A 22,920-nucleotide genomic window follows, 5' to 3' on the forward strand; every position below is an offset into this window, starting at 1 on the left:
TCAGGCTTGACGACAGTCTCCAGCCACTCCTGCGGTTTATCCCCGCTGGCGCGGGGAACACGACCGCGCGGGCTATCGTTCAGGACTATTTTTCGGTTTATCCCCGCTGGCGCGGGGAACACTGGAAGATATTGAAAGCGCCCAATCTTCCCAGCGGTTTATCCCCGCTGGCGCGGGGAACACCTCTGTTACACCGTTATGCACAGACCACACAGCGGTTTATCCCCGCTGGCGCGGGGAACACGTTAATGCAAGCGCCATTAACAAGAAAATGACCGGTTTATCCCCGCTGGCGCGGGGAACACAGCTCCGGCAGGGTCATGTCCCGGCAGGTGCGCGGTTTATCCCCGCTGGCGCGGGGAACACGTTGTGACGAGTTCGTCGTCTTTTTTTTCGCTCGGTTTATCCCCGCTGGCGCGGGGAACACTAGGGAACCTGGCTAAAGTGTCTGAAGGCTACCGGTTTATCCCCGCTGGCGCGGGGAACACAATTTTTCTGCGGCCAGCGCGGCCAGCGCCTCCGGTTTATCCCCGCTGGCGCGGGGAACACACTAAAACTATATATTTGTTCTAAAAGCCCTTTTTTACTACCTAACAAACTACCAACGGTAAGATAACAATTCCTTATTATTAAAGAACATTCAACTTATTGATTTTCAACAGGAAGAAAAGAAACTAATCTAAGTCCATCCAAATCTACCGGAATACGTCTGTTTTCACCCCAGGTCTGGAACTCAAAACCAGACTCAGTATTTGTTGCCCAAGCCATTACTACGTTTCCGACTCCGCCAAGCTGTGTGATCTGTTGCCAAATCATTTCCCGAATACGCTTCGAGGTATCGCCAACATAAACACCTGCACGAACCTCGAGTAACCAGACGGCAAGACGTCCCCGCAGGCGCGGCGGTACGTTTTCCGTGACCACAACCACCATACTCATCAACCATGCCCCCGATGGCCGCTATCACCCAGTGATTCAGGTTCCGGTATTGCTGGCGGCAGCATATCCGACGCAGGCTGAGGGGGTTCAATTTCACCGGCAGCGAGTACCTCTTCGATCAGTGGGATCAATTTTCCGGTCAGCTTCGAACTGCGAAAAATATCCCGGCAGGCCAGGCGCACTTCTTTATCAGGTTCCGCCGGGTGACGAGCGGCGATCTCAAATGCTTTGGGCACCACCGATTCAAATTTGATGATATCGGCAATGTCATAAACAAAAGAAAGCGGCTTACCGCTATGGATAAAACCGATAGCTGGCGCATAGCCCGCCGCCAGGATAGCCGCTTCTGAAATCCCGTACAGGCACGATGTCGCCGCGCTAATACATCGGTTGACGACATCCCCCTTCTCCCAGTCTTTCGGATCGTAGTTACGACCATGCCATTTCACGCCATACTGCTTCGCCAGTAATGCATAGGTCGCCCGCACACGGGATCCTTCAATACCGCGCAGTTGCTCAACGGAACGACGGGCGGGAGGCGGCTCACGAAAACGCAGTTCATACATTTTGCGGACTACTTTAAGCCGCAGGTCATCATCTAACGCCAGCTTTGCCTGATAAAGCAACTTATCGGCTCGTGCGCCACCGGGTTGTCCGGAGGAATAGACCCGCACTCCCGCCTCGCCCACCCATACCAACAGGGTGCCGACCGTTGATGCTAAATGCACTGCCGCATGGGAAACCCGCGTTCCCGGTTCCAGCATGATACAAGCGACCGAACCGACGGGAATGTGCGTGCGGACTCCCGTTTTATCGATCAGCACGAATGCCCCATCCAGCACGTCAATTTGACCGTACTGGAGGAAGATCATCGAGGTTCGATCTTTTAACGGGATCGGGTTGAGCGGTACGAACGTCACGCGTCGTCTCCGGGTTTGATCATCATCATTCCGCAGCCAAACGCCCGGCTTTTACCGTACCCCTGCGCCAGACGTTGCAGGAAAAGCACGGGATCGTTAAGCACCAGCACGCCGGTATAGTCCACGCTGCTAAACTGAATCATCTGCCGGGATTTCTCTCGACGTATCTGCTGCTGCCGATAAGCATCAACGCTCGTTTCGCGCAGGGTGAAGCCATTTTGCTCCCCCTGGCGCGCCAACCACGTCAGCGCCGCCTGCTGCTGATAAGACCAAATATCCTGGCTATCACCCTGCGTTTTACGCTGGCGTTTCGCCTCCATCAGCAAATCGTGACGCTTGCCGTTTTTGCAAACCGTCGGATTGGCGCGCAAGTTAAACCGCAGCGTCTGTCCCGCGCTCAGCATTGGCGCAAATGGGCGAGTCTGCACGTCAAAAATCGCGCTGGCGGCAGGCTGTTCCTGTGAGAGAACAAAAAAGCGAAACGCGCCCTGTAACTCTTCGCGGCGATAAAGAAACTGCCGTTCCTTGCCGCCGGGAAAGAGATCCCATAACCACTGGTGCATCACGTACTCGCCGCGCTCCACCAGATGCAAGAGCTGTGCCGGCGAAAGCTCGCTGGTGTGCAGCGTTATTCTTGAGAGATACACGCGTCCTCCTTGCGGAGCCACGGCCCCTGATTCACGCTACGTTCACCGAACAGCCATTGCTGGCGGCTCAACGGCATGTCGCGACGACGTAAAATTTTGCTCGCCGTTAAGCCATCGTGTTCACCTTCCCACCAGCATTCGTTCTGTAATCTGGGGAGAGGCAGTTTCAGCGCATTGAATTGATCCTGATACCAACGATATGCTTCACGCAGGACATCCGCCGCACTCCCTTCCAGCAGTTGCGGCGCAAGCGGCAACGCCAGAGGGTGACTTTTGCGCCCCAGGTACAGCGGGAACACAGGATGTTGTAACGCCGCCTGAAGCTGCGCCAACGTGTAAGGCGCGTCCGGCGTCGCGCTGACAGCAATCATCCACCAAGCGTCGGTGTAGTAGTCGCGTCGGGAAATCAGCGCGCTCAGTAATTCAGGATCCTGTAACTCTTCGCGACGGCTAAAGTAACGTGCCTTACGTACCTCTTTCGGCATCTGCACCGTGTGATAATCCCGCGCCCAGCGCGGGTTGCCACTGGCGCACAGCAAAAATTGGTAATGACGATTGAAGGCGTTTAGCCGTTCCTCCTCATCGCGGCGAATTCCCAGCGCCGCAGCTAATAACCCCAACAGCGCCGAGCGTGAGGGTAGCTCATGGCTGTGGCGCACTTCGCCTGGCGCATCCACGCCCCAGGACGCCATCGGCCCGTGAAGCTGAAAAACCAGATATTGGCTCATAAGCCGCCCCTTACGCGCAGATGAAGTCAAGCACGTCTTTCATGCTTCCCTGCTGATTCATCACGTCGAAACTGGCGGTATCAGTCCGCTGGCCATAAACCTTATTCATATTCTTATGCAGCGATGTAATACGCTTAACCGCAACGTTCAATTGGTCTGTACCGTTGATCGGTTCATAAAACGCGGCCGCCAGTGAACGTGGTTGGTCGGTGCCTTTTTCGGCCAGCGCCCACGAGGCATAGGCACGGCTGGCAAAGCTGTTCTGTTTGCCGGTCGGCGACACTTTCAGCGCCGCTTCAGTAAAGGCGCGCAGCGTTTTGTTTGCCAGTTCTTCATTGTCGTTCAGGTTTTTCACCAGCAGATCTTTGTTGATGCAGATATAGGTGTAAAATAGCGCGGAGCCAAAGCCGGTTTCGCCGAGATGGCCTGCGCCTGCATCTTCTGCCGATGCCTGGCGTAGGTCATCCACAGCAGTAAAGAAATCGTCTTCGACGATCGTTTCGCTGACGCCGAAGGCGTGGGCGACCTGGCAGGCGGCTTCAACGTTAAAATCAGTTTTCTTCGCTAACATCCGGCCAAACATGGCAATATCGACGGCCATGCGATCTTTACGTAGCAGTGCAAGCTCTTCCTCTTTTGGCGCGCGTTTTTCTTCTGCCAGACGGTGCGCCAGCGCTTTCACAGCCTCAAACTCAGCTGGGCTGATATGCACCAGTTGCCCGGTTTCAGCATTCGTCAACTCATCTTTGGGTTTCTTTTCCGCCTTTACCTTGCCAAAATAGTTAGCGATGTTCTTGACGTACTCAACCGCTTTTTTGGCGTCAATGCCGCTTTCAACGAGGATCTGCGCCGCTTCGCGCGCAATACGTCCGCTACGAATACCGATATTCCCGGCAAGCGCCTGCTCAAACAGTTCCGAGGTACGCCAGGCACGTTTCAGGCTCTGAGAGGAGATACGCAGACGCGTCGCGCCGCCAAGCACCACGGTTTTTGGCGCGCCGGTATCGTCACGGTTGAGGTTGGCGGCAGGATAAGCGGTTAATAAATGGAGTTGAATAAACGTTGTCATAAAGATATCCCTGTTAATCTTGTTCGTTATCGCCAGCCTGGTAGTATTCCAGCGCCCAGCGGATACGGAGAAATTCGGTTGGCCGCTGCTGGCGGCGATGGTGGTTCAGCAAGTCATTCTGCTCCTGGCACCAGCAGAAAATATCGTCTGCAAGAGAAAACAGGTTGACCGAACCATCTAACAGCTTCACCGCACGCCGTAACTGGCGCAGCAGTTCATCCGGCGTTTTTACCGCTAATAGGTGGGAGAAGCGTAGTTTTGACATTACCGGATTGTCACCACTCTTCTTCTGTCCAAGCTGCGTAGCAAAACTCTGTCGCTCATCAATAAATTTGATATGCGCAGCCAGTACCGCAGTAATTGCCAATGCAGTAACATGCCAGGCTGCCTTGTTTTTCCATAAAGAATGTGTTTGCATTAACAATGAATGAAGCCCCTCAGCCAAACAGGCATCATTCACCGTTTTACTACGTCGTAAGCTGGCACGTAATTCACGTTTTTCTTGTAGTTCCTCATGCCACTGAAGCAAAGTGGCTTTATCATCTTTCGTCACAATACTCATTCAGCAGCCTCCTGCTTCTTTGCTTTGGCGGCTTTCGCGCTTTGCTTTTCCGCCGATGAAGTAAAATATTTTTTGCGCGCCTTCATGATGCGCTCCAGATCGCTGCTCTCGTAGGGGTTGGTAAAGACGTGATCATCGAAGTAACAACGGGTAAACAGCCAAAGTTCTCTTTGCCATTTATTCAGCCTTTCGTCCGGCTTGTGGCCGTTTTCCAGATCGTGGATCAGATTGAGAAAGCGCCCCTGCGTCAGGTTCCAGAAATCAATATCGATAAAACTGAAATCACCGCGGGCATCCTTCGCATTGGCGAACCACGCTTCTTTTAGCGCACCGCGCAGCAGGCTGAGGAGGCGGGTAGCAGTTTGTGTTGCTTTACGTAAATCAGGGATCAGACCTTCCGTCATCAGCAACGGAAAGTGATGCTCATACCAGCAGCGAATTTTCATTTTTTTGAAATCGGCACCAAATCCCCACAAGCCTACTTTGATATTCCTGAGCTCTCGGGCATTAAACACTTTGATCACCTGTGCCGGATATTCGGTATTCTTTTCCGTCGGGTTTTCTTGACTTAGTCCCAGCCAATCTCGCCAAAGAAGTCCACCAGGTTGGGTTATAACAGGTTCAAATCCCTTACTATTCTTTATTTGCAGGCGATGTGGTGTTAATGGGTGCCGCCAGCGGTCATAATTAACGCCATAATTCTTGACCAACATCTGGATTAGCAGCTCATCGCTATTATTACCGCAGATATTGCACACTCCCTGACGTATTGTCGCGAAATCCAGACGGATACGGCGTGGCATCCCCCAGTATGCTTGTAATTTATTTACCTGCTCATCTGTTGTAATAGTATGAGCTGGTGGCTCGCTGGTACGTGTTGCGGCAAGCCAGGGAAATACAGCCGCATCATAGACGACAGGCAAAGGCAGATCCGCAGCATCCTGCGGCATCACGTTGAGCCACAGCTTGCGCCAGAGCGGCGTTTGCCGCTCTCCCTGATATTCCTGCAATTCAATCAATGTAGTCAGCGGCCCGCCGCCGCGCAGCCCAGTGCGGTAGCCTTGTCCGCCGGAAGGAGCGTTAAGCTGCATTGAAAACAACGCCAACGCGGCACAATGCGGGCAAAAACATTCCATTACGCCACGTTTGATAAAATGATCTGTATTTAACTCAGTAGTTTGAATACCTGGTGTTTCCGGTAATAGCGAAGCTATAGTTATTTTATTGTCGGGTAATTCTTCAAAATCCTGCATAAAAGACGGCGTTTCCGCGCCAAACTGAAAAGCGTGTTCTAACGGTGCTAATGCCTTATGGAGCGCATCGGCATGCAATCCATCAAACCAGATATCCTCCCAGTTTTTGTATCTTTTCGGCGCGATACTGCATTGCAGCAATCCCAACAGAAACTGCCAGGCCGCTCCCTGCAAATCTGCTCGCGTTGCGGCGATATCCACCACGTTTTCATCTGCCAGATCGACGGGGGCCAACTTACCCGTCGAGCCATCTTTGAAACGGACGGGGAGCCAGGGCGTTGTTAAAAGTGAAAAATTGTCCATATCTGTATTCGTTATTCCCCCATCATGCCAATCAATCCCTCATTCGCCGAATAACCACAAGCGGCAAAGTCCGTCACCACAATCACCGTGGCAAAATCCTTATCCTGATGCTGTTGCGCACACCACTTGCGTAGCGGTTCACCATCTAACCGTTCAAACTCGCCTTTATGTTTATCCCACCAGCTCTGACGTACCCGCAGCACGCTCATCTCCCAGGCATGTTCACCGCTGGCATAAGGGGTTACGACGCCATCCACGATTTTCGCCAGCCACAGCGTGACAGACTCTTCCGCCAACCGCGTTGACATTTTCTCCGGTAGAGAATCGCTAATTTCAGCACAGTAGCCCGGCGCAAAGTTAAGCAGCATCTGTCTGGCAAATGCCCGGTCGCAATAAAATTTGCCTTTCTGCAATTGCTCGGTTTTTGCAAATCCAACCGGCATGTTAACGTCCTCGCCGTAGACCGACTCAATCAACAATCGGGCAGATTGCGGCATCCGAATCGTCCCCTGCTCACGTAATATGCGCTGCGTCAGCCACATGCGCCCATGATCGGGATAGACATAGGCGCTGTTACGCATGGCGCTGGATAACCAGTTCTCTCGCGGCGCGTCATCCCACTCCGGAGCAAGAATGCGCAGCACTGGCGTCTCTCGCTCATCCTGCCCACTCTTTTTCACCAGACCGTTACGATCGCGAATATGACGCTGTAGTCGACCGGCCCGCTGAATTAATAAATCCACCGGCGCTAAATCAGAGATCATCTCATCGCAGTCAATATCCAGACTTTGTTCGATTACCTGCGTGGCGATAATGACCTTACCGGCACGTTGCGCTCCGCTCTGTTTGCCAAAGAGATTCAGCGTCTGCGACTCAATCCGCTGACGATCGTGAAAAGCAAAGCGACTATGGAAGAGTAAAAGGTTTTCCGTGGCGACGACCTTACTCAGTTGAAGCTGGCGATAGATACGAATCGCATCATCAACGGAGTTACGTATCCAGGCGATACAGTTTCCTTTTTCCACTGCTTCACCTATACGTTCAAGACACGCCTCTTCACTGTGTAGCCAGCCAATATCTACACTACGCTCAACCTCCTTGCGTGTATCAACCCGCTGAGAAATCAGCTCTGTTTGTGTGACCTGAGTCAGCCAGGGATAATCGTCATGGCCTAGCAACGGCGCCTGCACACTACGCCTCACCCCACGGGAAAATGCCGCCACCAGCTTATCTCGCTGCTGCTGCGATAGCGTCGCAGATAACAGAATAGTGGCGTTGCCATTACTGGCCTGCCGTTCAATCAAACCTTCAAGTATTCGGGACATCCAGGCATCACAGGCATGGATCTCATCAGCCAGTAAAATCTTGTTGCTAAGACCCAGTAACCGCAGGTTGTTATGTTTAAATGGCATTACCGCCATCATCGCCTGATCCAACGTGCCTACGCCAACCTCCGCCAACAACGCTTTTTTATTGCTGTCGGCAAACCAGGCGGCGCATCCCTGACTATCAGGCTGCGCTTCATCGGGTTCTTCCGTACCAGAAAGAGTGACCGACCATATTGACTGATTGAAACGATCCATTAAGCGACGCGCGCTATGCGCCAGAATCAGGCTGGGACGGGAGTCCGGCTGATACAGCGCCAGCCAGGTGTTCGCCATACGTTCAAACATCGCGTTGGCTGTCGCCATTGTCGGCAGTCCAAAATAGAGTCCCTGCGCTTTACCTGCCGCCATCAGTCGATGAGCTAATATGAGCGCCGCCTCTGTTTTTCCGGCTCCAGTGACATCTTCAAGAATAAAGAGTTGGGCGCCATCCACGTTGATATCCAGCTCAAGCGCCTTTTGTTGTAACGGTGTGGGATGCTGAATAAAAGGGAAAAGCGTTTCTATGCCCGTAAAGGCAGACACATTCGCCGCTGAGGGAAATAGCGTAATGGCAGTTTGTGCTTTAGTGAGAGCTTGCTGCCAGTAGATATCAACAGGCATTTTTTCCGCAGTACGCGGAAAATAACGGCTGGCAGAACCAGTCCAGTCAGCCAGTACAACCGCAGCGGAAATAAACCAGGAAAGTTGCTGAAATTGGTCGATACCCTCATCTTCATCCCAGGCTTCAGGCAAAGTAATTAAAGGAAAGAGCGCTTTTATTCTCAGAAGAAAATCTCTTGCCGCCTCTTTATCCTGCTGGCGAAAATGGTCCAGCTCCTGGATTGCCTCTGGAGGGCGTCCATGATGACCTGTAGTGACTGGCATCCAAAGCGCCATAACGCGCTTACTTTTACGAACTGAAAGCGAAGAAGGAGGAAACAATTCAGGGCATTCACTTAGCCAGGAGTTCCACAACACGTATCCCAGCGTGGTATGCGCGATTTTTTCATAATGCCGTGTAGGCTCATTAAAGATATTTAAAGCCTCATGACGGTATAGTTGCTGGAAGGAATGAGCAAATTTTCCAATATCATGCCAACATAAAATCCAGGCAAAAAATTGCGCCGCCTGCTCCTTATCCTGGATGCCTAATTTTTTTAGATAGCGGTCAATAAAATAAATATTATTTATCACCATCCAGTAACCCACAGCCGCAACATCTAAAGAATGCCAGCAAAGCAAATGGTAATCATCACCGCCGTCAGTTTCTCCTCGTCGAGACTTTCCCCAATAGTGATATATCGACACGTAAACTCCAGCATGTGGATAATAAAAGCACTCTACGCCTTTTTAATGGTCTTTTTTGTTGATATATCTCACAAAAATTGCACTTCCTGAGATTATATTTAAATATGCTCACTCAACTTTATATATTCTTCAGAAATATTTACCCCACGAATAATTATTATAAATTTTTCCGCTCTTTTCTTTTGGAAGAAGCGATCAAAGAGGCTTCTTCCAATGCCCCCCTGCATAAACCAAAATTTAAAAAAACGACCATTTGCGGCGAATCATCTACCTTTTGTCTGAATTATCGTCACCACAAAGGATTACCAACCATAAATGTGCTGTATTAATAATGTCGTTCAAATTCTCTCCTGTAGTAAACTTTATCTGTTTAATAAAAAAGAGAGAATTGAACGATATATTTTACTCCGAATATTGAATAATATAAATTTGAAGGAAAATATTATGCCAGTCACTTTAAGCTTCGGTAATCATCAAAATTATACGCTTAATGAAAGTCGGCTTGCTCATCTGTTAAGCGCAGATAAAGAAAAAGCAATCCATATGGGGGGCTGGGATAAAGTCCAGGATCATTTTAGAGCGGAAAAAAAGGACCATGCGCTGGAAGTGTTACACTCCATCATTCACGGGCAGGGCCGTGGTGAACCTGGAGAGATGGAAGTTAACGTAGAGGATATAAATAAAATTTACGCCTTTAAACGGCTACAACATCTGGCCTGCCCGGCTCATCAGGATCTGTTTACTATCAAGATGGACGCTTCTCAGACACAATTTTTACTTATGGTCGGCGACACGGTGATCAGCCAAAGCAATATTAAGGACATCCTTAATATATCAGATGATGCAGTGATAGAATCTATGAGTAGAGAGGAGAGACAATTATTTTTACAAATATGTGAGGTGATTGGTTCGAAGATGACCTGGCACCCGGAATTACTTCAAGAGTCGATTTCAACTCTACGAAAAGAAGTGACGGGCAATGCACAAATCAAAGCGGCGGTTTATGAGATGATGCGTCCCGCAGAGGCTCCAGACCACCCGCTTGTCGAATGGCAGGACTCACTTACTGCAGATGAAAAATCGATGCTGGCCTGTATTAATGCCGGTAACTTTGAGCCTACAACTCAGTTTTGCAAAATAGGTTATCAGGAGGTACAAGGTGAAGTCGCTTTTAGCATGATGCATCCATGCATCTCCTATTTACTACATAGCTATTCACCGTTTGCAGAGTTTAAACCAACAAATTCCGGTTTTTTAAAAAAACTTAATCAGGATTATAACGACTATCATGCAAAAAAAAATTTTTATTGATGTAATTCTTGAAAAACTATATCTAACCCATGAACGTTCTTTGCACATTGGTAAAGATGGGTGCAGTCGTAATATATTACTGGTATAAAGATAGTCAGTAATATACCCTTCATACTTCAAGTTGCTTATGTGTTGGCTACGCTCGTTCACCCCAGTCACATAGTTATCTATGCTCCTGGGGACTCACTCCCTTGCCGCCTTTAAGCAACTCGAATTATTTTGGGTATATAACCAATTTAAAATCCGGCTGCCTGCCGGATTTTTCATAGCAGCAAGTATAATCATACCGCGTAAGGACAATCACCCTTCGTGCAGCCCGCACTCGCGCTTCAGCCCGAAGAAGCGTGTCTCTTCTTCCGCCATACCCGGCTCCCATTTGCGGGTGGTGTGCGTATCGCCCACCGACAGATAGCCCTGATCCCACAGCGGATGGTATTTCAGACCGTGCTTTTGCAGATACTGGTAAACCGTGCGGTTATCCCAGTCGATAATCGGTAGCACTTTAAACACGCCGCGCTGGATAGCGAGAACAGGTAAATGCGCGCGGCTGCCGGACTGCTCGCGACGCAGACCCGCAAACCACGTCTGCGCTTTCAGCTCTTTTAGCGCCCGGTTCATCGGCTCGACTTTGTTGATCTCATTGTATTTCTCAATGCCCTCAACGCCCTGCTCCCACAGCTTGCCGTAGCGCGCTTCCTGCCAGGCCGGACTTTCGCCCGCGCGGTAAACTTTCAGGTTGAGTTTGAGTTTGTCCGTTAGCTCATCAATAAACTGATAGGTTTCCGGGAACAAATAGCCGGTATCGGTGAGGATCACCGGGATATCCGGGCGAATCTGATTCACCAGATGCAGACTCACCGCCGCCTGGATGCCAAAGCTTGAGGAGAGCACGTATTCGCCGGGCAGGTTTTCCAGCGCCCAGGCCACGCGTTCTTCGGCAGTCAGCGTTTCCAGTTGAGCGTTGGGTTCCGCCAACGCCAGTACGCGATCGACTTTTGGCAGGTCGTTCAGGGCATTTAGATCGAGTTTGGACATAAGTTCCTCGCGGTATATCTTGCCTGATGGCGCTTCGCTTATCAGGCCTACGCGGGCGGTAGGCCGGATAAGGCATTTATGCCGCCATCCGGCAATTCAGGTTATTCCCAGAAATCACGCGCGGGATCGAGCACCGGGCGAATGATGCCCGCACGCACCGTAAAGTCGCCGAAGCCTTCACCCGCTTCACGCTCTTTCGCCCAGCGCCCAATCAGTTCATCCAGCGAGGCCAGAATATCCGGCTCGGTGATATTTTCTTGATACATCCGTGGGATACGACTCCCGATGCGGTTGCCGCCAAGATGCAGGTTATAACGACCAGGCGCTTTCCCTACTAAGCCAATTTCCGCCAGCATCGCGCGGCCACAGCCGTTCGGGCAGCCGGTCACGCGCATCACGATATGCTCGTCCGGGATGCCGTGTTTTTCCAGAATCGCTTCGACTTTGTCCGTGAACGATGGCAGGAAACGCTCGGCTTCCGCCATCGCCAGCGGACAGGTCGGGAACGACACGCAGGCCATTGAGTTTTCACGCTGCGGTTTCACCGCATTCATCAACCCGTGGTCGCGCGCCAGCGTCTCGATCTTCGCTTTCTGGCTTTCCGGCACGCTGGCAATAATCAGGTTCTGGTTAGCGGTAATACGGAACTCGCCCTGATGAATCTTCGCGATCTCCAGCAGGCCGGTTTTCAGCGGACGCCCCGGATAGTCCAGAATGCGGCCACTTTCGATAAACAGCGTCAGGTGCCATTTATCATCAATGCCTTTCACCCAGCCAATCCTGTCGCCACGCCCGGTAAATTCATACGGACGAATGGGTTCAAATGTGATCCCCGCGCGACGCTCGACTTCCGCTTTAAACGTCTCCAGTCCCACGCGCTCAAGGGTGTATTTGGTTTTGGCGTTTTTACGGTCGGTACGGTTACCCCAGTCGCGCTGCGTCGTCACTACCGCTTCGGCCACCGCCAGGGTGTGCTCCAGCGGCAGATAGCCAAACTCGCTCGCGGTACGAGCGTAGGTTTTCTTATTACCGTGCTCAATAGACAGACCGCCGCCCACCAGCAGGTTAAAGCCGACCAGCTTGCCGTTCTCGGCAATCGCCACGAAGTTCATGTCGTTGGCGTGCAAATCGATATCGTTTTGCGGCGGGATCACTACCGTGGTTTTGAACTTACGCGGCAGATAGGTCTGACCGAGGATCGGCTCTTCATCGGTGGTCGCCACCTTCTCCTGATCGAGCCAGATCTCCGCATACGCGCGAGTGCGCGGCAGCAGATGTTCAGAGATCTTCTTCGCCCATTCGTAGGCTTCAGCATGCAGCTGAGACTCGTACGGGTTAGAGGTGCACAGCACGTTACGGTTCATGTCGTTAGCGGTTGCCAGCGCATCCAGCCCCACCGAGTGCAGCATCTGGTGCACCGGCTTAACGTTCTTCTTCAGAATGCCGTGGAACTGGAAGGTCTGACGGTTGGTCAGACGGATACTGCCATAAATCGTGTTATCCGCCGCGAATTTATCGATCGCCTGCCATTGCGTCGTAGTAATCACCCCGCCCGGCAGACGGCAGCGCAGCAGCATGGCGTGGCGCGGCTCCAGCTTCTGCGCCGCACGCTCGGCGCGAATATCGCGGTCATCCTGCTGATACATGCCATGAAAGCGTATTAGCAGGAAGTTGTCGCCTTTAAAACCGCCGGTGAGACCGTCGTTCAGATCTTCCACAATGGTACCGCGCAGATAGTTGCTTTCCAGCTTCATGCGCTCGGCATCGGACAGTTTACCTTCGACCACCAGTGGGCCTGGATGTTTTTCGCTCATTAGTAGACATCTCGCTGATAACGGCGCTCTACGCGCAGCTCACTTAAATATTCATCTGCCGATTCGAGGTCCATACCGCCGAATTCAGCGATCACTTCCAGCAATGCTTTTTCGACATCTGCGGCCATACGCCTGGCGTCGCCGCAGACATAAATATGCGCGCCATCATTGATCCAGCGCCACAGCTCGGCGCCCTGTTCACGCAGCTTGTCTTGTACGTAAATTTTTTCTTTTTGATCGCGTGACCAGGCGAGATCGATACGGCTTAACAGTCCCTCTTTCACGTAGCGCTGCCACTCCACCTGATAGAGGAAATCTTCGGTAAAGTGCGGGTTGCCGAAGAACAGCCAGTTCTTGCCTTCCGCCCCTTCCGCCGCACGCTGTTGCATAAAGGCGCGGAACGGCGCGATGCCGGTGCCGGGGCCAATCATAATGACCGGCGCTTCCGGGTTAGCTGGCAGGCGGAAGTTGTCGTTGTGCTCAATAAAGACGCGAACTTCGCCCTCTTCTTCCACGCGGTCGGCAAGGAAGCTGGAAGCACCACCCGCGCGAGCGCGGCCTTCAATGTCGTAGCGCACGACGCCGACGGTTACGTGTACTTCGCTTTCGACTTCCGCCTGCGCGGAGGCGATGGAGTACAAACGCGGCGTCAGCGGACGCAGCAGGTCGATTAGCGCCTGAGCATCCAGTTGCGCCGGAGAGAAACGCACCATATCGACGATTGGCGTGGTCGTGGCGTAGTGCTGGAGCTGCGCTTTATCACCCACTAATGGCAACAGCGACTCACTGCGCGTCAGGGTCGCGTAGTTCTCAACAATGTTGGCGGTATTCACCGTCAGCTCGAAGTGCCACTCCAGCGCTTCGGCGAGCGGCAGGGTTTTACCGTCAACCGTCACCGGCTCATCGCCTTTCAGCCACAGCAACTCAACCAGTTCTTTCACCAGAGCCGGATCGTTCTGATACCAGACGCCCAGCGCATCGCCCGGCTGGTAACGCAGACCGGAGTCGCCTAAATCAATCTCAATATGGCGCACATCTTTTTCCGAGTTGCGACCGGTGATTTTCTGATTCACGGAGAGGGTCGCGGTCAGCGGCGCGTCTTTGGTATAGGGGCTGGTGTGGATGTCGTTTACCGCGCCAGTAGCGACGGATTGCGAAGGTGCCGCGACAGGTGCGCGGGACTTCAGAACATCAACCACGCGGGCGCGCCATTCGCTGGCAGCTGCCTGATATTCAACGTCAGCATCGACACGGTCGAGCAGACGTTCACCGCCCAGTTCCGCCAGTTTGCTGTCGAAATCTTTTCCGGACTGGCAGAAAAATTCATAAGAGGTGTCGCCGAGGCTAAACACGGCAAAAGCGGTGTTTTCCAGTTTCGGCGCTTTTTTCGAGAACAGGAACTTATGCAGCGCGACGGCCTCTTCCGGCGGCTCGCCTTCTCCCTGGGTGGACGTCACTATCACCAACAGTTTTTCACTGGCAATCTGTTTGAATTTGTAGTCGCCGGCGTTCACCAGTGTCACATTAAGGTTGGCCGCCAGCAGATCATCACGCAGCGCTTCCGCCACACGACGCGCATTGCCGGTTTGCGAAGCGGAGATAAGCGTAACCCCCGGCATCTTCCCCTCAGGAGCAGGCGTGACGGCAACAGCGCCTGAGCGCGGGTTCAGTACGCCCCAAAAATAGCCGGAGACCCAGGCAAGCTGTTCGGGAGTAAGGTCGGTTGTCGCGGCCTGAAGGCGCGCCAGTTGCTCCGGATTAAGCGGAAGCAACCCAGTCAGTGGAGCCGGTGTCGTCATGCGTCGTTATGTTCCAGTAAGCAAAGCGGATCTATACACAAAATCATTCAAGTTCGCTGTAGCCCAGACTGTAAGCTGAGCGCGCCCCAGGAGCGTACATAAATACGTGACTGGGGTGAGTAAACGCAGTCACACAGATGCGGCTTGAAGGATGAAATGTATAAGCGATAAATCCCAAACTGAGGATAAGGTTAACGGTGAGAGGAATAACAATTAAAGAAGGGTTGGAAATAACAAATAACCAAATGAACTAACCTGTTTTAGTTATCGTTATTAACGCCAAAATCGATTTTATAATTGATTGATAATTATTAAATTTTCTGGAAATTCTTAAATTAATTGCCCGTCACAAGGCGGAGAATGGTTTTAGTTAATGATAAAAAATGCGCTTTCCGGTACCCTACGGCGGTTTTTTTATTGCCTGAGAGTTCATCATGTCCACCACGTTGTATAAAGATTTCACCTTTGAAGCCGCTCACCGCCTGCCTCACGTGCCTGAAGGGCATAAGTGCGGCCGCCTGCACGGACACTCGTTTATGGTGCGTCTCGAAATTACCGGTGAAGTCGATCCGCATACCGGTTGGATTATGGATTTCGCGGATCTCAAAGCGGCGTTTAAACCGACTTACGATCGTCTTGATCACTACTATCTGAATGATATTCCAGGGCTGTCCAATCCCACCAGCGAAGTGCTGGCAAAATGGATTTGGGATCAGGTTAAGCCCGTCGTGCCGCTACTGAGCGCCGTGATGGTGAAAGAGACCTGTACAGCCGGCTGCGTCTATCGCGGCGAATAAGGTTTATTAACGCGTGGGCTGGATGTCAAATTGATTCCAGCCTATCCACACGACGTTTTATCAGTGAAAACATTGTCCAGCGCGGTGTTAAAAGCGCAGCACATCACCGGTTGCAGGTGCGGTTATTTCCGGTAGCCACAACCGCCCCCAGGCCCCTGTACAGTGACAACCGCATAGTTTTTCAGGTTTTTGTTCTTGCAGAAAGCGCCTGACTCGCCACAGCGTGAACGGTGATGCGCAGCGGAGATGAAATCCGCCGACAAGCGCGTAAATCCGCTTTATACCGGTAATGTTCTGACAGTGCCGGACAATATTTGCGATCCCCCGATGCCCGCATCCCGTAATGATGACTAATCCTTTTGTCGATTGGTAAATCAGTACGCCCTCATCCAAAATAGAGTCCGGCTCCGCATCGTGGCCGCCAAAAATGCCGTAGGCTTCAGGCGCGACCACTGGTATTTCCCCTGACCAGATAAAGTTTTCGCCAATCGGCAGGGGGTCACGCGTGTACATCATTCGATAGCGTGAATAGTCCACCTCACACGACAATTTTTTTATTTTTCGGGTAATACCGAGAAAAGTCATTGCCGCATAACGTTCGCGCGCAATATCGGGATGGCAGATGATTCGACTGTTATCAGGAAGCCACGGCACGCCGCCGCAATGATCGTAATGACCATGCGAAAGCACCACAGCAGACACATCGGACAGGTCGATCCCCATCGCCAACGCGTTTTGCATAAAACTGCCATCAGGGCCGGTATCGAACAAGATAGACGTAGACTCATCCTCGACCAACAGGCTTAACCCTGGCCGGGCCTTCAACGATTTATCCGCTCCAGCTCCCTTATGATTTTCGAGCAATACCCTGATCCTTAACGCCATGGCCTTCTCCTGTATAAAAGCCTCCCCGGAAAAACGCGGCCTTTTTACTTTACAGGTTTGTAGCAGCCATTACTGGTACACAGATTATGATTATGCAACGGCTATCCTTGTTGGCGCGGGGAACACCTGCTCAGCGATAACCGGCAGGTTTAGCCGCTCGGTTTATCCCCGCTGACGCGGGGAACACTTGCCGACCAGATCAATGACAACGCTAACCTTCGGTTTATCCCCGCTGGCGCGGGGAACACCAGATCACAACGGGTGACGTGATTTTTGGAAACGGTTTATCCCCGCTGGCGCGGGGAACACTCGTTTTTATCTGCATCTCACTCCCCCTTAACCGGTTTATCCCCGCTGGCGCGGGGAACACGCCTAAGCCGGGATTTGCTTTAGGCCAGTTGGCGGTTTATCCCCGCTGGCGCGGGGAACACAATAAATGGGATGATCCTGTTGTCCGGGATGCCGGTTTATCCCCGCTGGCGCGGGGAACACTCCATCGCTTTTGCCAATCTATCAGACAATTTCGGTTTATCCCCGCTGGCGCGGGGAACACGGCGACTAACGGCGTGCTGACCAGCCAGTCGCCGGTTTATCCCCGCTGGCGCGGGGAACACACTAAACGTATATCATTGTTTATAAACTACTTTTTATCAGCACCACATTCCACCAACATAATCGCAACAATTTAAATTATTAAAGAACAGCTAATTTGCTGATTTTGATGCAAAAAAGTTCATAGAATGATTTTTTCTTTAAATTTACCAAAATAGCGTGATCCGTGCATCGCTATGGAAAAATTTATCAGCGCTTTTATACACTCATCGAAATTCACATAGAGAAAATAAACAATGCAAGGTAATGGATGAGTCACAGACGGCATCGGCAGGCCGTCTGTAAGATTAGTAATGCATCAGGCGATATTTAAATATTTATGCGTTTGCATAGACAGCCGCCAGTTACGTGCAATACACGTTTCAATACACAGACGCGTCGCGTCTTCTTTCTGGCTAATGGGCTGCAAAGCAATCACGCGCGGTTTATCATCGCTCAACGTGGCTAACAGTTCATCCAGCGCCTCAATATCACGAACTCGCCCAACGGGATGCTTGATTTCATTGGCGCGCTCCAGCGCCTGGGAAAGCACGTCATATCCTCCGCGCATATTCACTTTTGGTGAAACCGTGACCCAGGTGTTAGGCGTACAGCGCACTTCATGCGTCCCGCTGGTTTCAATCTGACAACTAAAACCACTCTTTTCAAGCAGATCGGTGAGCGGCATGAGGTCGTGAATACAGGGTTCGCCACCGGTGATGACAACGTGACGCGCGGTATAGCCCTGACGATTAATCACCGCCAGCAGATCTTCACTGCTCGCAGCACCCCATTTGTCGCTCTCTTTGGTTTTTGCCAGAATGCTGAACAGAGACACTTCCCGATCGCTCAGTTTATCCCAGGTATGCTTAGTATCACACCAGGCACAGCCGACCGGACATCCCTGTAAACGAATAAAAATAGCGGGGACGCCGGTAAAATAACCCTCGCCTTGTAGGGTCTGGAACATCTCGTTAATCGGGTACTGCATAGCGTTCTCTGTTAAGGGGATAATCGTTAATTATTGCAGATTTCGTCTGCCCGGTCATGCACAGCGGCTGCGCTATTGAACAGATACAAAAAAACCCGCCGAAGCGGGTTTATACGTTAAGAGGTAAAAGCAGGATTACGCCTGGCCTTTGATCTCTTTACGACCGTTGTACGGTGCTTTTTCGCCCAGAGCTTCTTCGATACGAATCAGCTGGTTGTATTTAGCAACGCGGTCAGAACGGCTCATAGAACCGGTTTTGATCTGACCTGCAGCGGTACCAACAGCCAGGTCAGCGATGGTAGCGTCTTCAGTTTCGCCAGAACGGTGAGAGATGACAGCAGTGTAGCCAGCGTCTTTCGCCATCTTGATTGCAGCCAGAGTTTCGGTCAGAGAACCGATCTGGTTGAATTTGATCAGGATGGAGTTAGCGATGCCTTTCTCGATGCCTTCTTTCAGGATTTTGGTGTTGGTTACGAACAGGTCGTCACCAACCAGCTGGATTTTGTCGCCCAGTACTTTGGTCTGGTATGCAAAACCGTCCCAGTCAGACTCGTCCAGACCATCTTCGATGGAAACGATCGGGTACTGTTTGGTCAGTTCTTCCAGGAAGTGGGTGAATTCTTCGGAGGTGAACGCTTTGTTGCCTTCGCCAGCCAGAACGTATTTACCGTCTTTGTAGAATTCAGATGCTGCGCAGTCCATCGCCAGGGTGATGTCTTTACCCAGCTCGTAACCAGCCGCTTTAACCGCTTCAGCGATAACAGCCAGCGCTTCCGCGTTGGAGCCCAGGTTCGGCGCATAGCCGCCTTCGTCACCCACAGCGGTGTTCATGCCTTTGCCTTTCAGCACTTTTGCCAGGTGATGGAAAACTTCAGAACCCATACGGATGGCTTCTTTAACCGTTTTCGCGCCAACCGGCTGGATCATGAATTCCTGGATGTCGACGTTGTTGTCAGCGTGCTCGCCGCCGTTGATGATGTTCATCATCGGAACCGGCATGGAGTATTTGCCCGGAGTGCCGTTCAGTTCAGCAATGTGCTCGTACAGCGGCATACCTTTAGCGGCAGCAGCAGCTTTGGCGTTAGCCAGAGAGACAGCCAGAATGGCGTTTGCACCGAAGTTAGATTTGTTTTCAGTACCGTCCAGGTCGATCATGATTTTGTCGATGCCAGCCTGGTCTTTAGCGTCTTTGCCAAGAATAGCCTGAGCGATCGGGCCGTTAACCGCGCCAACAGCTTTGGTTACGCCTTTACCCAGGAAACGGGATTTGTCGCCATCGCGCAGTTCCAGCGCTTCGCGGGAACCAGTAGAAGCACCTGACGGAGCCGCCGCCATACCTACGAAACCACCTTCCAGGTGTACTTCAGCTTCAACAGTCGGGTTACCACGGGAGTCGATGATTTCACGACCGATGACTTTAACGATTTTGGACATTAGGTTTTCCTCAAGTCACTAGTTAAACTAAAACTTCAGACAAACGGTGCACCGCTGAGGGTGCACCGCCGTTCTAACTTTTTTACTTCGCCTGACGTTTCTGATGCTCGTTGGCGGCTTTAACAAAGCCAGCGAACAACGGATGTCCATCACGCGGCGTGGAAGTAAATTCCGGATGGAACTGACAGGCCACGAACCACGGATGATTCGGTACCTCAATGATCTCGACTAACTGATCATCACCGGAACGGCCTGCGACACGCAGACCCGCTGCTTCAATTTGTTTCAACAACATATTGTTGACTTCGTAACGATGGCGATGACGTTCAACAATCGTCGGCGCGCCGTACAACTGACGTACCAGACTGTCATCGCTAAGCTGGCACTGCTGCGCACCCAGGCGCATGGTGCCGCCCAGATCGCTTTTCTCGCTACGGACTTCAACGTTACCGTCTTCATCGCGCCACTCGGTAATTAACGCCACAACCGGGTACTTACAGTCTGGCACAAATTCCGTTGAGTTGGCGTTGTCCATGCCGGCCACGTTACGAGCGAACTCAATCAACGCAACCTGCATCCCCAGGCAAATGCCCAGATAAGGAATATTGTTTTCACGCGCATAGCGCGCAGTGGCGATTTTACCTTCAACGCCACGATAGCCGAAGCCGCCGGGGATCAGGATAGCGTCCAAATCTTTCAGAATTTCGACGCCGCGCGTTTCAACATCTTGCGAATCGATCAATTTGATGTTGACGGTAACGCGGTTTTTCAGACCACCGTGTTTCAGCGCTTCGATCACCGACTTATAGGCATCCGGCAGTTCAATATATTTGCCGACCATGCCGATAGTCACTTCGCCTGCCGGGTTCGCTTCTTCGTAAATGACCTGTTCCCATTCAGACAGGTTAGCTTCCGGACAGTTCAAGCTGAATCGTTTACAAATATAATCATCAAGCCCCTGAGATTTCAACAGGCCTGGAATTTTATAAATGGAATCGACATCTTTCATTGAAATAACGGCTTTTTCCGGCACATTACAGAACAATGCAATTTTTGCACGCTCGTTGGCAGGAACCGCGCGATCGGAACGACAAATCAGAATATCGGGCTGAATACCGATAGACAGCAGCTCTTTCACGGAGTGCTGAGTCGGTTTAGTTTTCACTTCGCCCGCAGCCGCCAGGTAAGGTACCAGCGTCAGGTGCATAAACAGCGCGTGTTCACGACCGATATCTACCGCCAATTGACGAATCGCCTCAAGAAACGGCAGCGATTCGATATCACCGACGGTACCGCCGATTTCCACCAGTACCACATCGTGGCCTTCGCCGCCTTCCAGCACGCGCTCTTTAATCGCGTTAGTGATGTGAGGGATTACCTGTACGGTTGCGCCCAGATAGTCGCCACGGCGTTCTTTACGCAGAACGTCGGAGTAGATGCGGCCAGTCGTGAAGTTGTTGCGGCGAGACATCTTGGTGCGGATGAAACGCTCGTAGTGCCCCAGGTCCAGGTCGGTTTCAGCGCCGTCTTCAGTAACGAACACTTCCCCGTGTTGGATTGGGCTCATAGTACCCGGATCGACGTTGATGTACGGATCCAGTTTCATGATGGTCACGTTGAGACCACGGGCTTCCAGAATGGCTGCGAGGGAGGCTGCGGCAATGCCTTTACCCAGAGAGGATACGACCCCGCCGGTCACAAAAATATAGTTCGTTGTCATGCGGAACCTGAGAAGTTAGGTTTAAAAGACGATGGAATAACCAGGACGGGAAAGCAGTATACCCGAACATGACCTACGCCACAAACTTTCATTATTCCTCCTCTTCGTCAGGCTGACATTCACACAGGGAGGGAGAAAATAGCCCCTTTGAGGTAAATGTTTTTGACGTAAATCAAGCGCTTGTTATTTAAAAAATCACACAAATCGCTCTTGACCGCCTAAAACCTTTAGAGATCAATTTCCTGGCGTTTTACTTCCTGCCAAACTTCTTCCATTGTTTCCAGGTCCACCCCGGTCATTTCCAGGCCTCTGGCGGCGACAATACGTTCAACTTCGCGAAAACGACGTTCAAATTTATCGTTCGCTTTTTGCAAAGCGAGCTCCGCTTTCGTACCTAAATGACGCGCCATGTTGACCGTGGCAAAGAGCAAATCGCCCATTTCCTCTTCCAGTTTAGCCTGATCAACAACCGCCTGCCGCGCCTCGAACATCACCTCATCGATCTCTTCATAGACCTTATCGACGACCGGTCCCAGCGTCGTCCAGTCAAAGCCCACGTTTGAGCAACGTTTCTGGATTTTTTGCGCGCGCATTAAGGCCGGTAAGCTGCGCGGAATATCGTCCAGCGCGGAATGCTGCGCTTTTTGCGCGCGCTCTTCCGTTTTGATTTGCTCCCAGCGAGCTAAGACTTCTTCGCTATTATCCGCGGAAAGCTCGCCAAAAACATGCGGATGGCGGCGCTCCAGCTTGTCGCTGATGGCAGCGCAGATATCATTAAAATCGAAGCGGCCTTCTTCCTGCGCCATCTGCGCGTAAAACACCACCTGGAACAACAGGTCGCCCAGTTCGCCGCGCAAATCGTCAAAATCCTCACGCGCAATCGCATCCAGTACTTCATAGGTTTCTTCCAGCGTATAAGGCGCGATGCTGGCGAAGGTCTGCTCTTTATCCCACGGACAGCCGTTTTCCGGGTCACGCAGGCGCTGCATGAGGGTGAGAAGACGGTCAATTTGATGGTTAGTTGTCATGGTTTTTAATCGGTTGTAAATACCAGCGACAATTGTAACGTATTATTCTTAACCATTCACGCACAGAGACACTACGGTAACGCCTATATAATAAAATATATTGTTAACAGGTGTTGAATGCTACCTTCCCCGTATAACTTTAAAATTATTAATCGATACACAACAATATAATAATCATATAACTAATTTATTAAAAAAACAGATATTTGCACCAGACATTATAAATAACATCAATTAAGTAAAAAAATTATGCAAACACTATAAGCACCCCACCCAAAGAGCCTTCCCTTTTAAAAAAATAAATTATTTCACTTTTACGGAAAAACGAGTAGCATGCACGCCAGTTTAATATTCAAAAAAGACCGCTTTTTTTTGTTTTTTTCTGGAACATACATGAAATAAATATATTGAAAGTATTA

General features: G+C 51.3%; 17 protein-coding genes, 1 pseudogene and 2 CRISPR repeat arrays (1 of these 20 cut by a window edge). Of the genes and pseudogenes, 2 read left to right on the forward strand and 16 right to left on the reverse strand.

Going from position 1 to position 22,920, the window contains the following annotated elements; all coding sequences use genetic code 11:
• Positions 1 to 549: direct repeats of the CRISPR family, unit length 29 nt; unit sequence CGGTTTATCCCCGCTGGCGCGGGGAACAC (it extends 578 nt beyond the left edge of the window).
• A gap of 96 nt (positions 550 to 645) precedes the next feature.
• The 8 genes from cas2e to ACH0WD_RS03870 are packed head-to-tail and all read right to left on the reverse strand — an operon-like array spanning position 646 to position 9,096.
• Positions 646 to 939: a type I-E CRISPR-associated endoribonuclease Cas2e gene (cas2e, locus tag ACH0WD_RS03835; RefSeq protein ID WP_001518648.1), complete on the reverse strand. Its 294-nt coding sequence runs from the start codon at positions 937 to 939 to the stop codon at positions 646 to 648.
• A complete protein-coding gene (gene cas1e / locus ACH0WD_RS03840) occupies positions 939 to 1,859 on the reverse strand; it encodes a type I-E CRISPR-associated endonuclease Cas1e (RefSeq protein ID WP_000144834.1) in 921 nt (306 codons plus the stop codon). Before cas1e ends, cas2e begins: the two co-directional genes overlap by 1 nt.
• Complete coding sequence (cas6e, locus tag ACH0WD_RS03845) at positions 1,856 to 2,506, reverse strand: type I-E CRISPR-associated protein Cas6/Cse3/CasE (protein ID WP_000281478.1); 651 nt, start codon at positions 2,504 to 2,506, stop codon at positions 1,856 to 1,858. The genes cas1e and cas6e overlap by 4 nt, the downstream gene beginning before the upstream one ends.
• Complete coding sequence (cas5e, locus tag ACH0WD_RS03850; RefSeq protein ID WP_000085109.1) at positions 2,488 to 3,234, reverse strand: type I-E CRISPR-associated protein Cas5/CasD; 747 nt, start codon at positions 3,232 to 3,234, stop codon at positions 2,488 to 2,490. Before cas5e ends, cas6e begins: the two co-directional genes overlap by 19 nt.
• A gap of 10 nt (positions 3,235 to 3,244) precedes the next feature.
• Positions 3,245 to 4,303 (reverse strand): type I-E CRISPR-associated protein Cas7/Cse4/CasC, encoded by a 1,059-nt coding sequence (gene cas7e / locus ACH0WD_RS03855; protein WP_000206423.1) that lies wholly within the window; start codon positions 4,301 to 4,303, stop codon positions 3,245 to 3,247.
• A gap of 13 nt (positions 4,304 to 4,316) precedes the next feature.
• Positions 4,317 to 4,865 (reverse strand): type I-E CRISPR-associated protein Cse2/CasB, encoded by a 549-nt coding sequence (casB, locus tag ACH0WD_RS03860; RefSeq protein ID WP_000029567.1) that lies wholly within the window; start codon positions 4,863 to 4,865, stop codon positions 4,317 to 4,319.
• The gene (gene casA, locus ACH0WD_RS03865; protein WP_000368578.1) at positions 4,862 to 6,421 is read right to left on the reverse strand and encodes a type I-E CRISPR-associated protein Cse1/CasA; all 1,560 of its coding nucleotides are present in this window, start codon (positions 6,419 to 6,421) and stop codon (positions 4,862 to 4,864) included. The genes casB and casA overlap by 4 nt, the downstream gene beginning before the upstream one ends.
• Before the next feature lie 11 nt (positions 6,422 to 6,432).
• Positions 6,433 to 9,096 (reverse strand): CRISPR-associated helicase/endonuclease Cas3, encoded by a 2,664-nt coding sequence (locus ACH0WD_RS03870; protein WP_000029743.1) that lies wholly within the window; start codon positions 9,094 to 9,096, stop codon positions 6,433 to 6,435.
• A gap of 444 nt (positions 9,097 to 9,540) precedes the next feature.
• On the opposite strand from ACH0WD_RS03870, the pseudogene sopD reads away from it, so the two are divergent.
• Positions 9,541 to 10,495: pseudogene (gene sopD / locus ACH0WD_RS03875) on the forward strand (SPI-1 type III secretion system effector SopD).
• Between the two features lie 212 nt (positions 10,496 to 10,707).
• On the opposite strand, the gene cysH reads toward sopD, so the two are convergent.
• From cysH to cysJ, 3 genes are all read right to left on the reverse strand, one after another.
• Entirely contained in the window at positions 10,708 to 11,442 is a 735-nt protein-coding gene (gene cysH, locus ACH0WD_RS03880) for a phosphoadenosine phosphosulfate reductase (protein WP_000039831.1), read from the reverse strand.
• A gap of 101 nt (positions 11,443 to 11,543) precedes the next feature.
• On the reverse strand, positions 11,544 to 13,256 hold the full coding sequence (gene cysI / locus ACH0WD_RS03885; RefSeq protein ID WP_001290673.1) for an assimilatory sulfite reductase (NADPH) hemoprotein subunit: 1,713 nt from the start codon (positions 13,254 to 13,256) through the stop codon (positions 11,544 to 11,546).
• Positions 13,256 to 15,055 carry an NADPH-dependent assimilatory sulfite reductase flavoprotein subunit gene (gene cysJ / locus ACH0WD_RS03890; protein WP_000210913.1) on the reverse strand — a complete coding sequence of 600 codons (1,800 nt, stop codon included), beginning with the start codon at positions 15,053 to 15,055 and terminating at the stop codon, positions 13,256 to 13,258. The genes cysI and cysJ overlap by 1 nt, the downstream gene beginning before the upstream one ends.
• Before the next feature lie 434 nt (positions 15,056 to 15,489).
• Between cysJ and queD the strand changes: the two genes are divergently transcribed.
• A complete protein-coding gene (gene queD, locus ACH0WD_RS03895) occupies positions 15,490 to 15,852 on the forward strand; it encodes a 6-carboxytetrahydropterin synthase QueD (protein ID WP_000108313.1) in 363 nt (120 codons plus the stop codon).
• 87 nt (positions 15,853 to 15,939) lie between these two features.
• Here queD and ACH0WD_RS03900 read toward each other — a convergent pair whose 3' ends face one another.
• The 5 genes from ACH0WD_RS03900 to mazG all read right to left on the reverse strand — a co-directional run bounded on the left by ACH0WD_RS03900 (position 15,940) and on the right by mazG (position 22,501).
• Entirely contained in the window at positions 15,940 to 16,737 is a 798-nt protein-coding gene (locus ACH0WD_RS03900) for an MBL fold metallo-hydrolase (protein ID WP_001207997.1), read from the reverse strand.
• A 97-nt stretch (positions 16,738 to 16,834) separates the two neighbouring features.
• Positions 16,835 to 17,351: direct repeats of the CRISPR family, unit length 29 nt; unit sequence CGGTTTATCCCCGCTGGCGCGGGGAACAC.
• A gap of 296 nt (positions 17,352 to 17,647) precedes the next feature.
• On the reverse strand, positions 17,648 to 18,319 hold the full coding sequence (gene queE, locus ACH0WD_RS03905) for a 7-carboxy-7-deazaguanine synthase QueE (protein WP_001199961.1): 672 nt from the start codon (positions 18,317 to 18,319) through the stop codon (positions 17,648 to 17,650).
• A 135-nt stretch (positions 18,320 to 18,454) separates the two neighbouring features.
• Positions 18,455 to 19,753, reverse strand: coding sequence for a phosphopyruvate hydratase (gene eno, locus ACH0WD_RS03910; RefSeq protein ID WP_000036734.1), 1,299 nt, complete (start codon positions 19,751 to 19,753; stop codon positions 18,455 to 18,457).
• Between the two features lie 82 nt (positions 19,754 to 19,835).
• Positions 19,836 to 21,473 (reverse strand): glutamine hydrolyzing CTP synthase, encoded by a 1,638-nt coding sequence (gene pyrG, locus ACH0WD_RS03915; protein WP_000210861.1) that lies wholly within the window; start codon positions 21,471 to 21,473, stop codon positions 19,836 to 19,838.
• 227 nt (positions 21,474 to 21,700) lie between these two features.
• Positions 21,701 to 22,501, reverse strand: coding sequence for a nucleoside triphosphate pyrophosphohydrolase (gene mazG, locus ACH0WD_RS03920; protein ID WP_000210454.1), 801 nt, complete (start codon positions 22,499 to 22,501; stop codon positions 21,701 to 21,703).
• Positions 22,502 to 22,920 lie beyond the last annotated feature (419 nt).

The organism is Salmonella sp. 2020_1395 (assembly GCF_043848115.1).
GTDB classification, from domain to species: domain Bacteria; phylum Pseudomonadota; class Gammaproteobacteria; order Enterobacterales; family Enterobacteriaceae; genus Salmonella; species Salmonella enterica.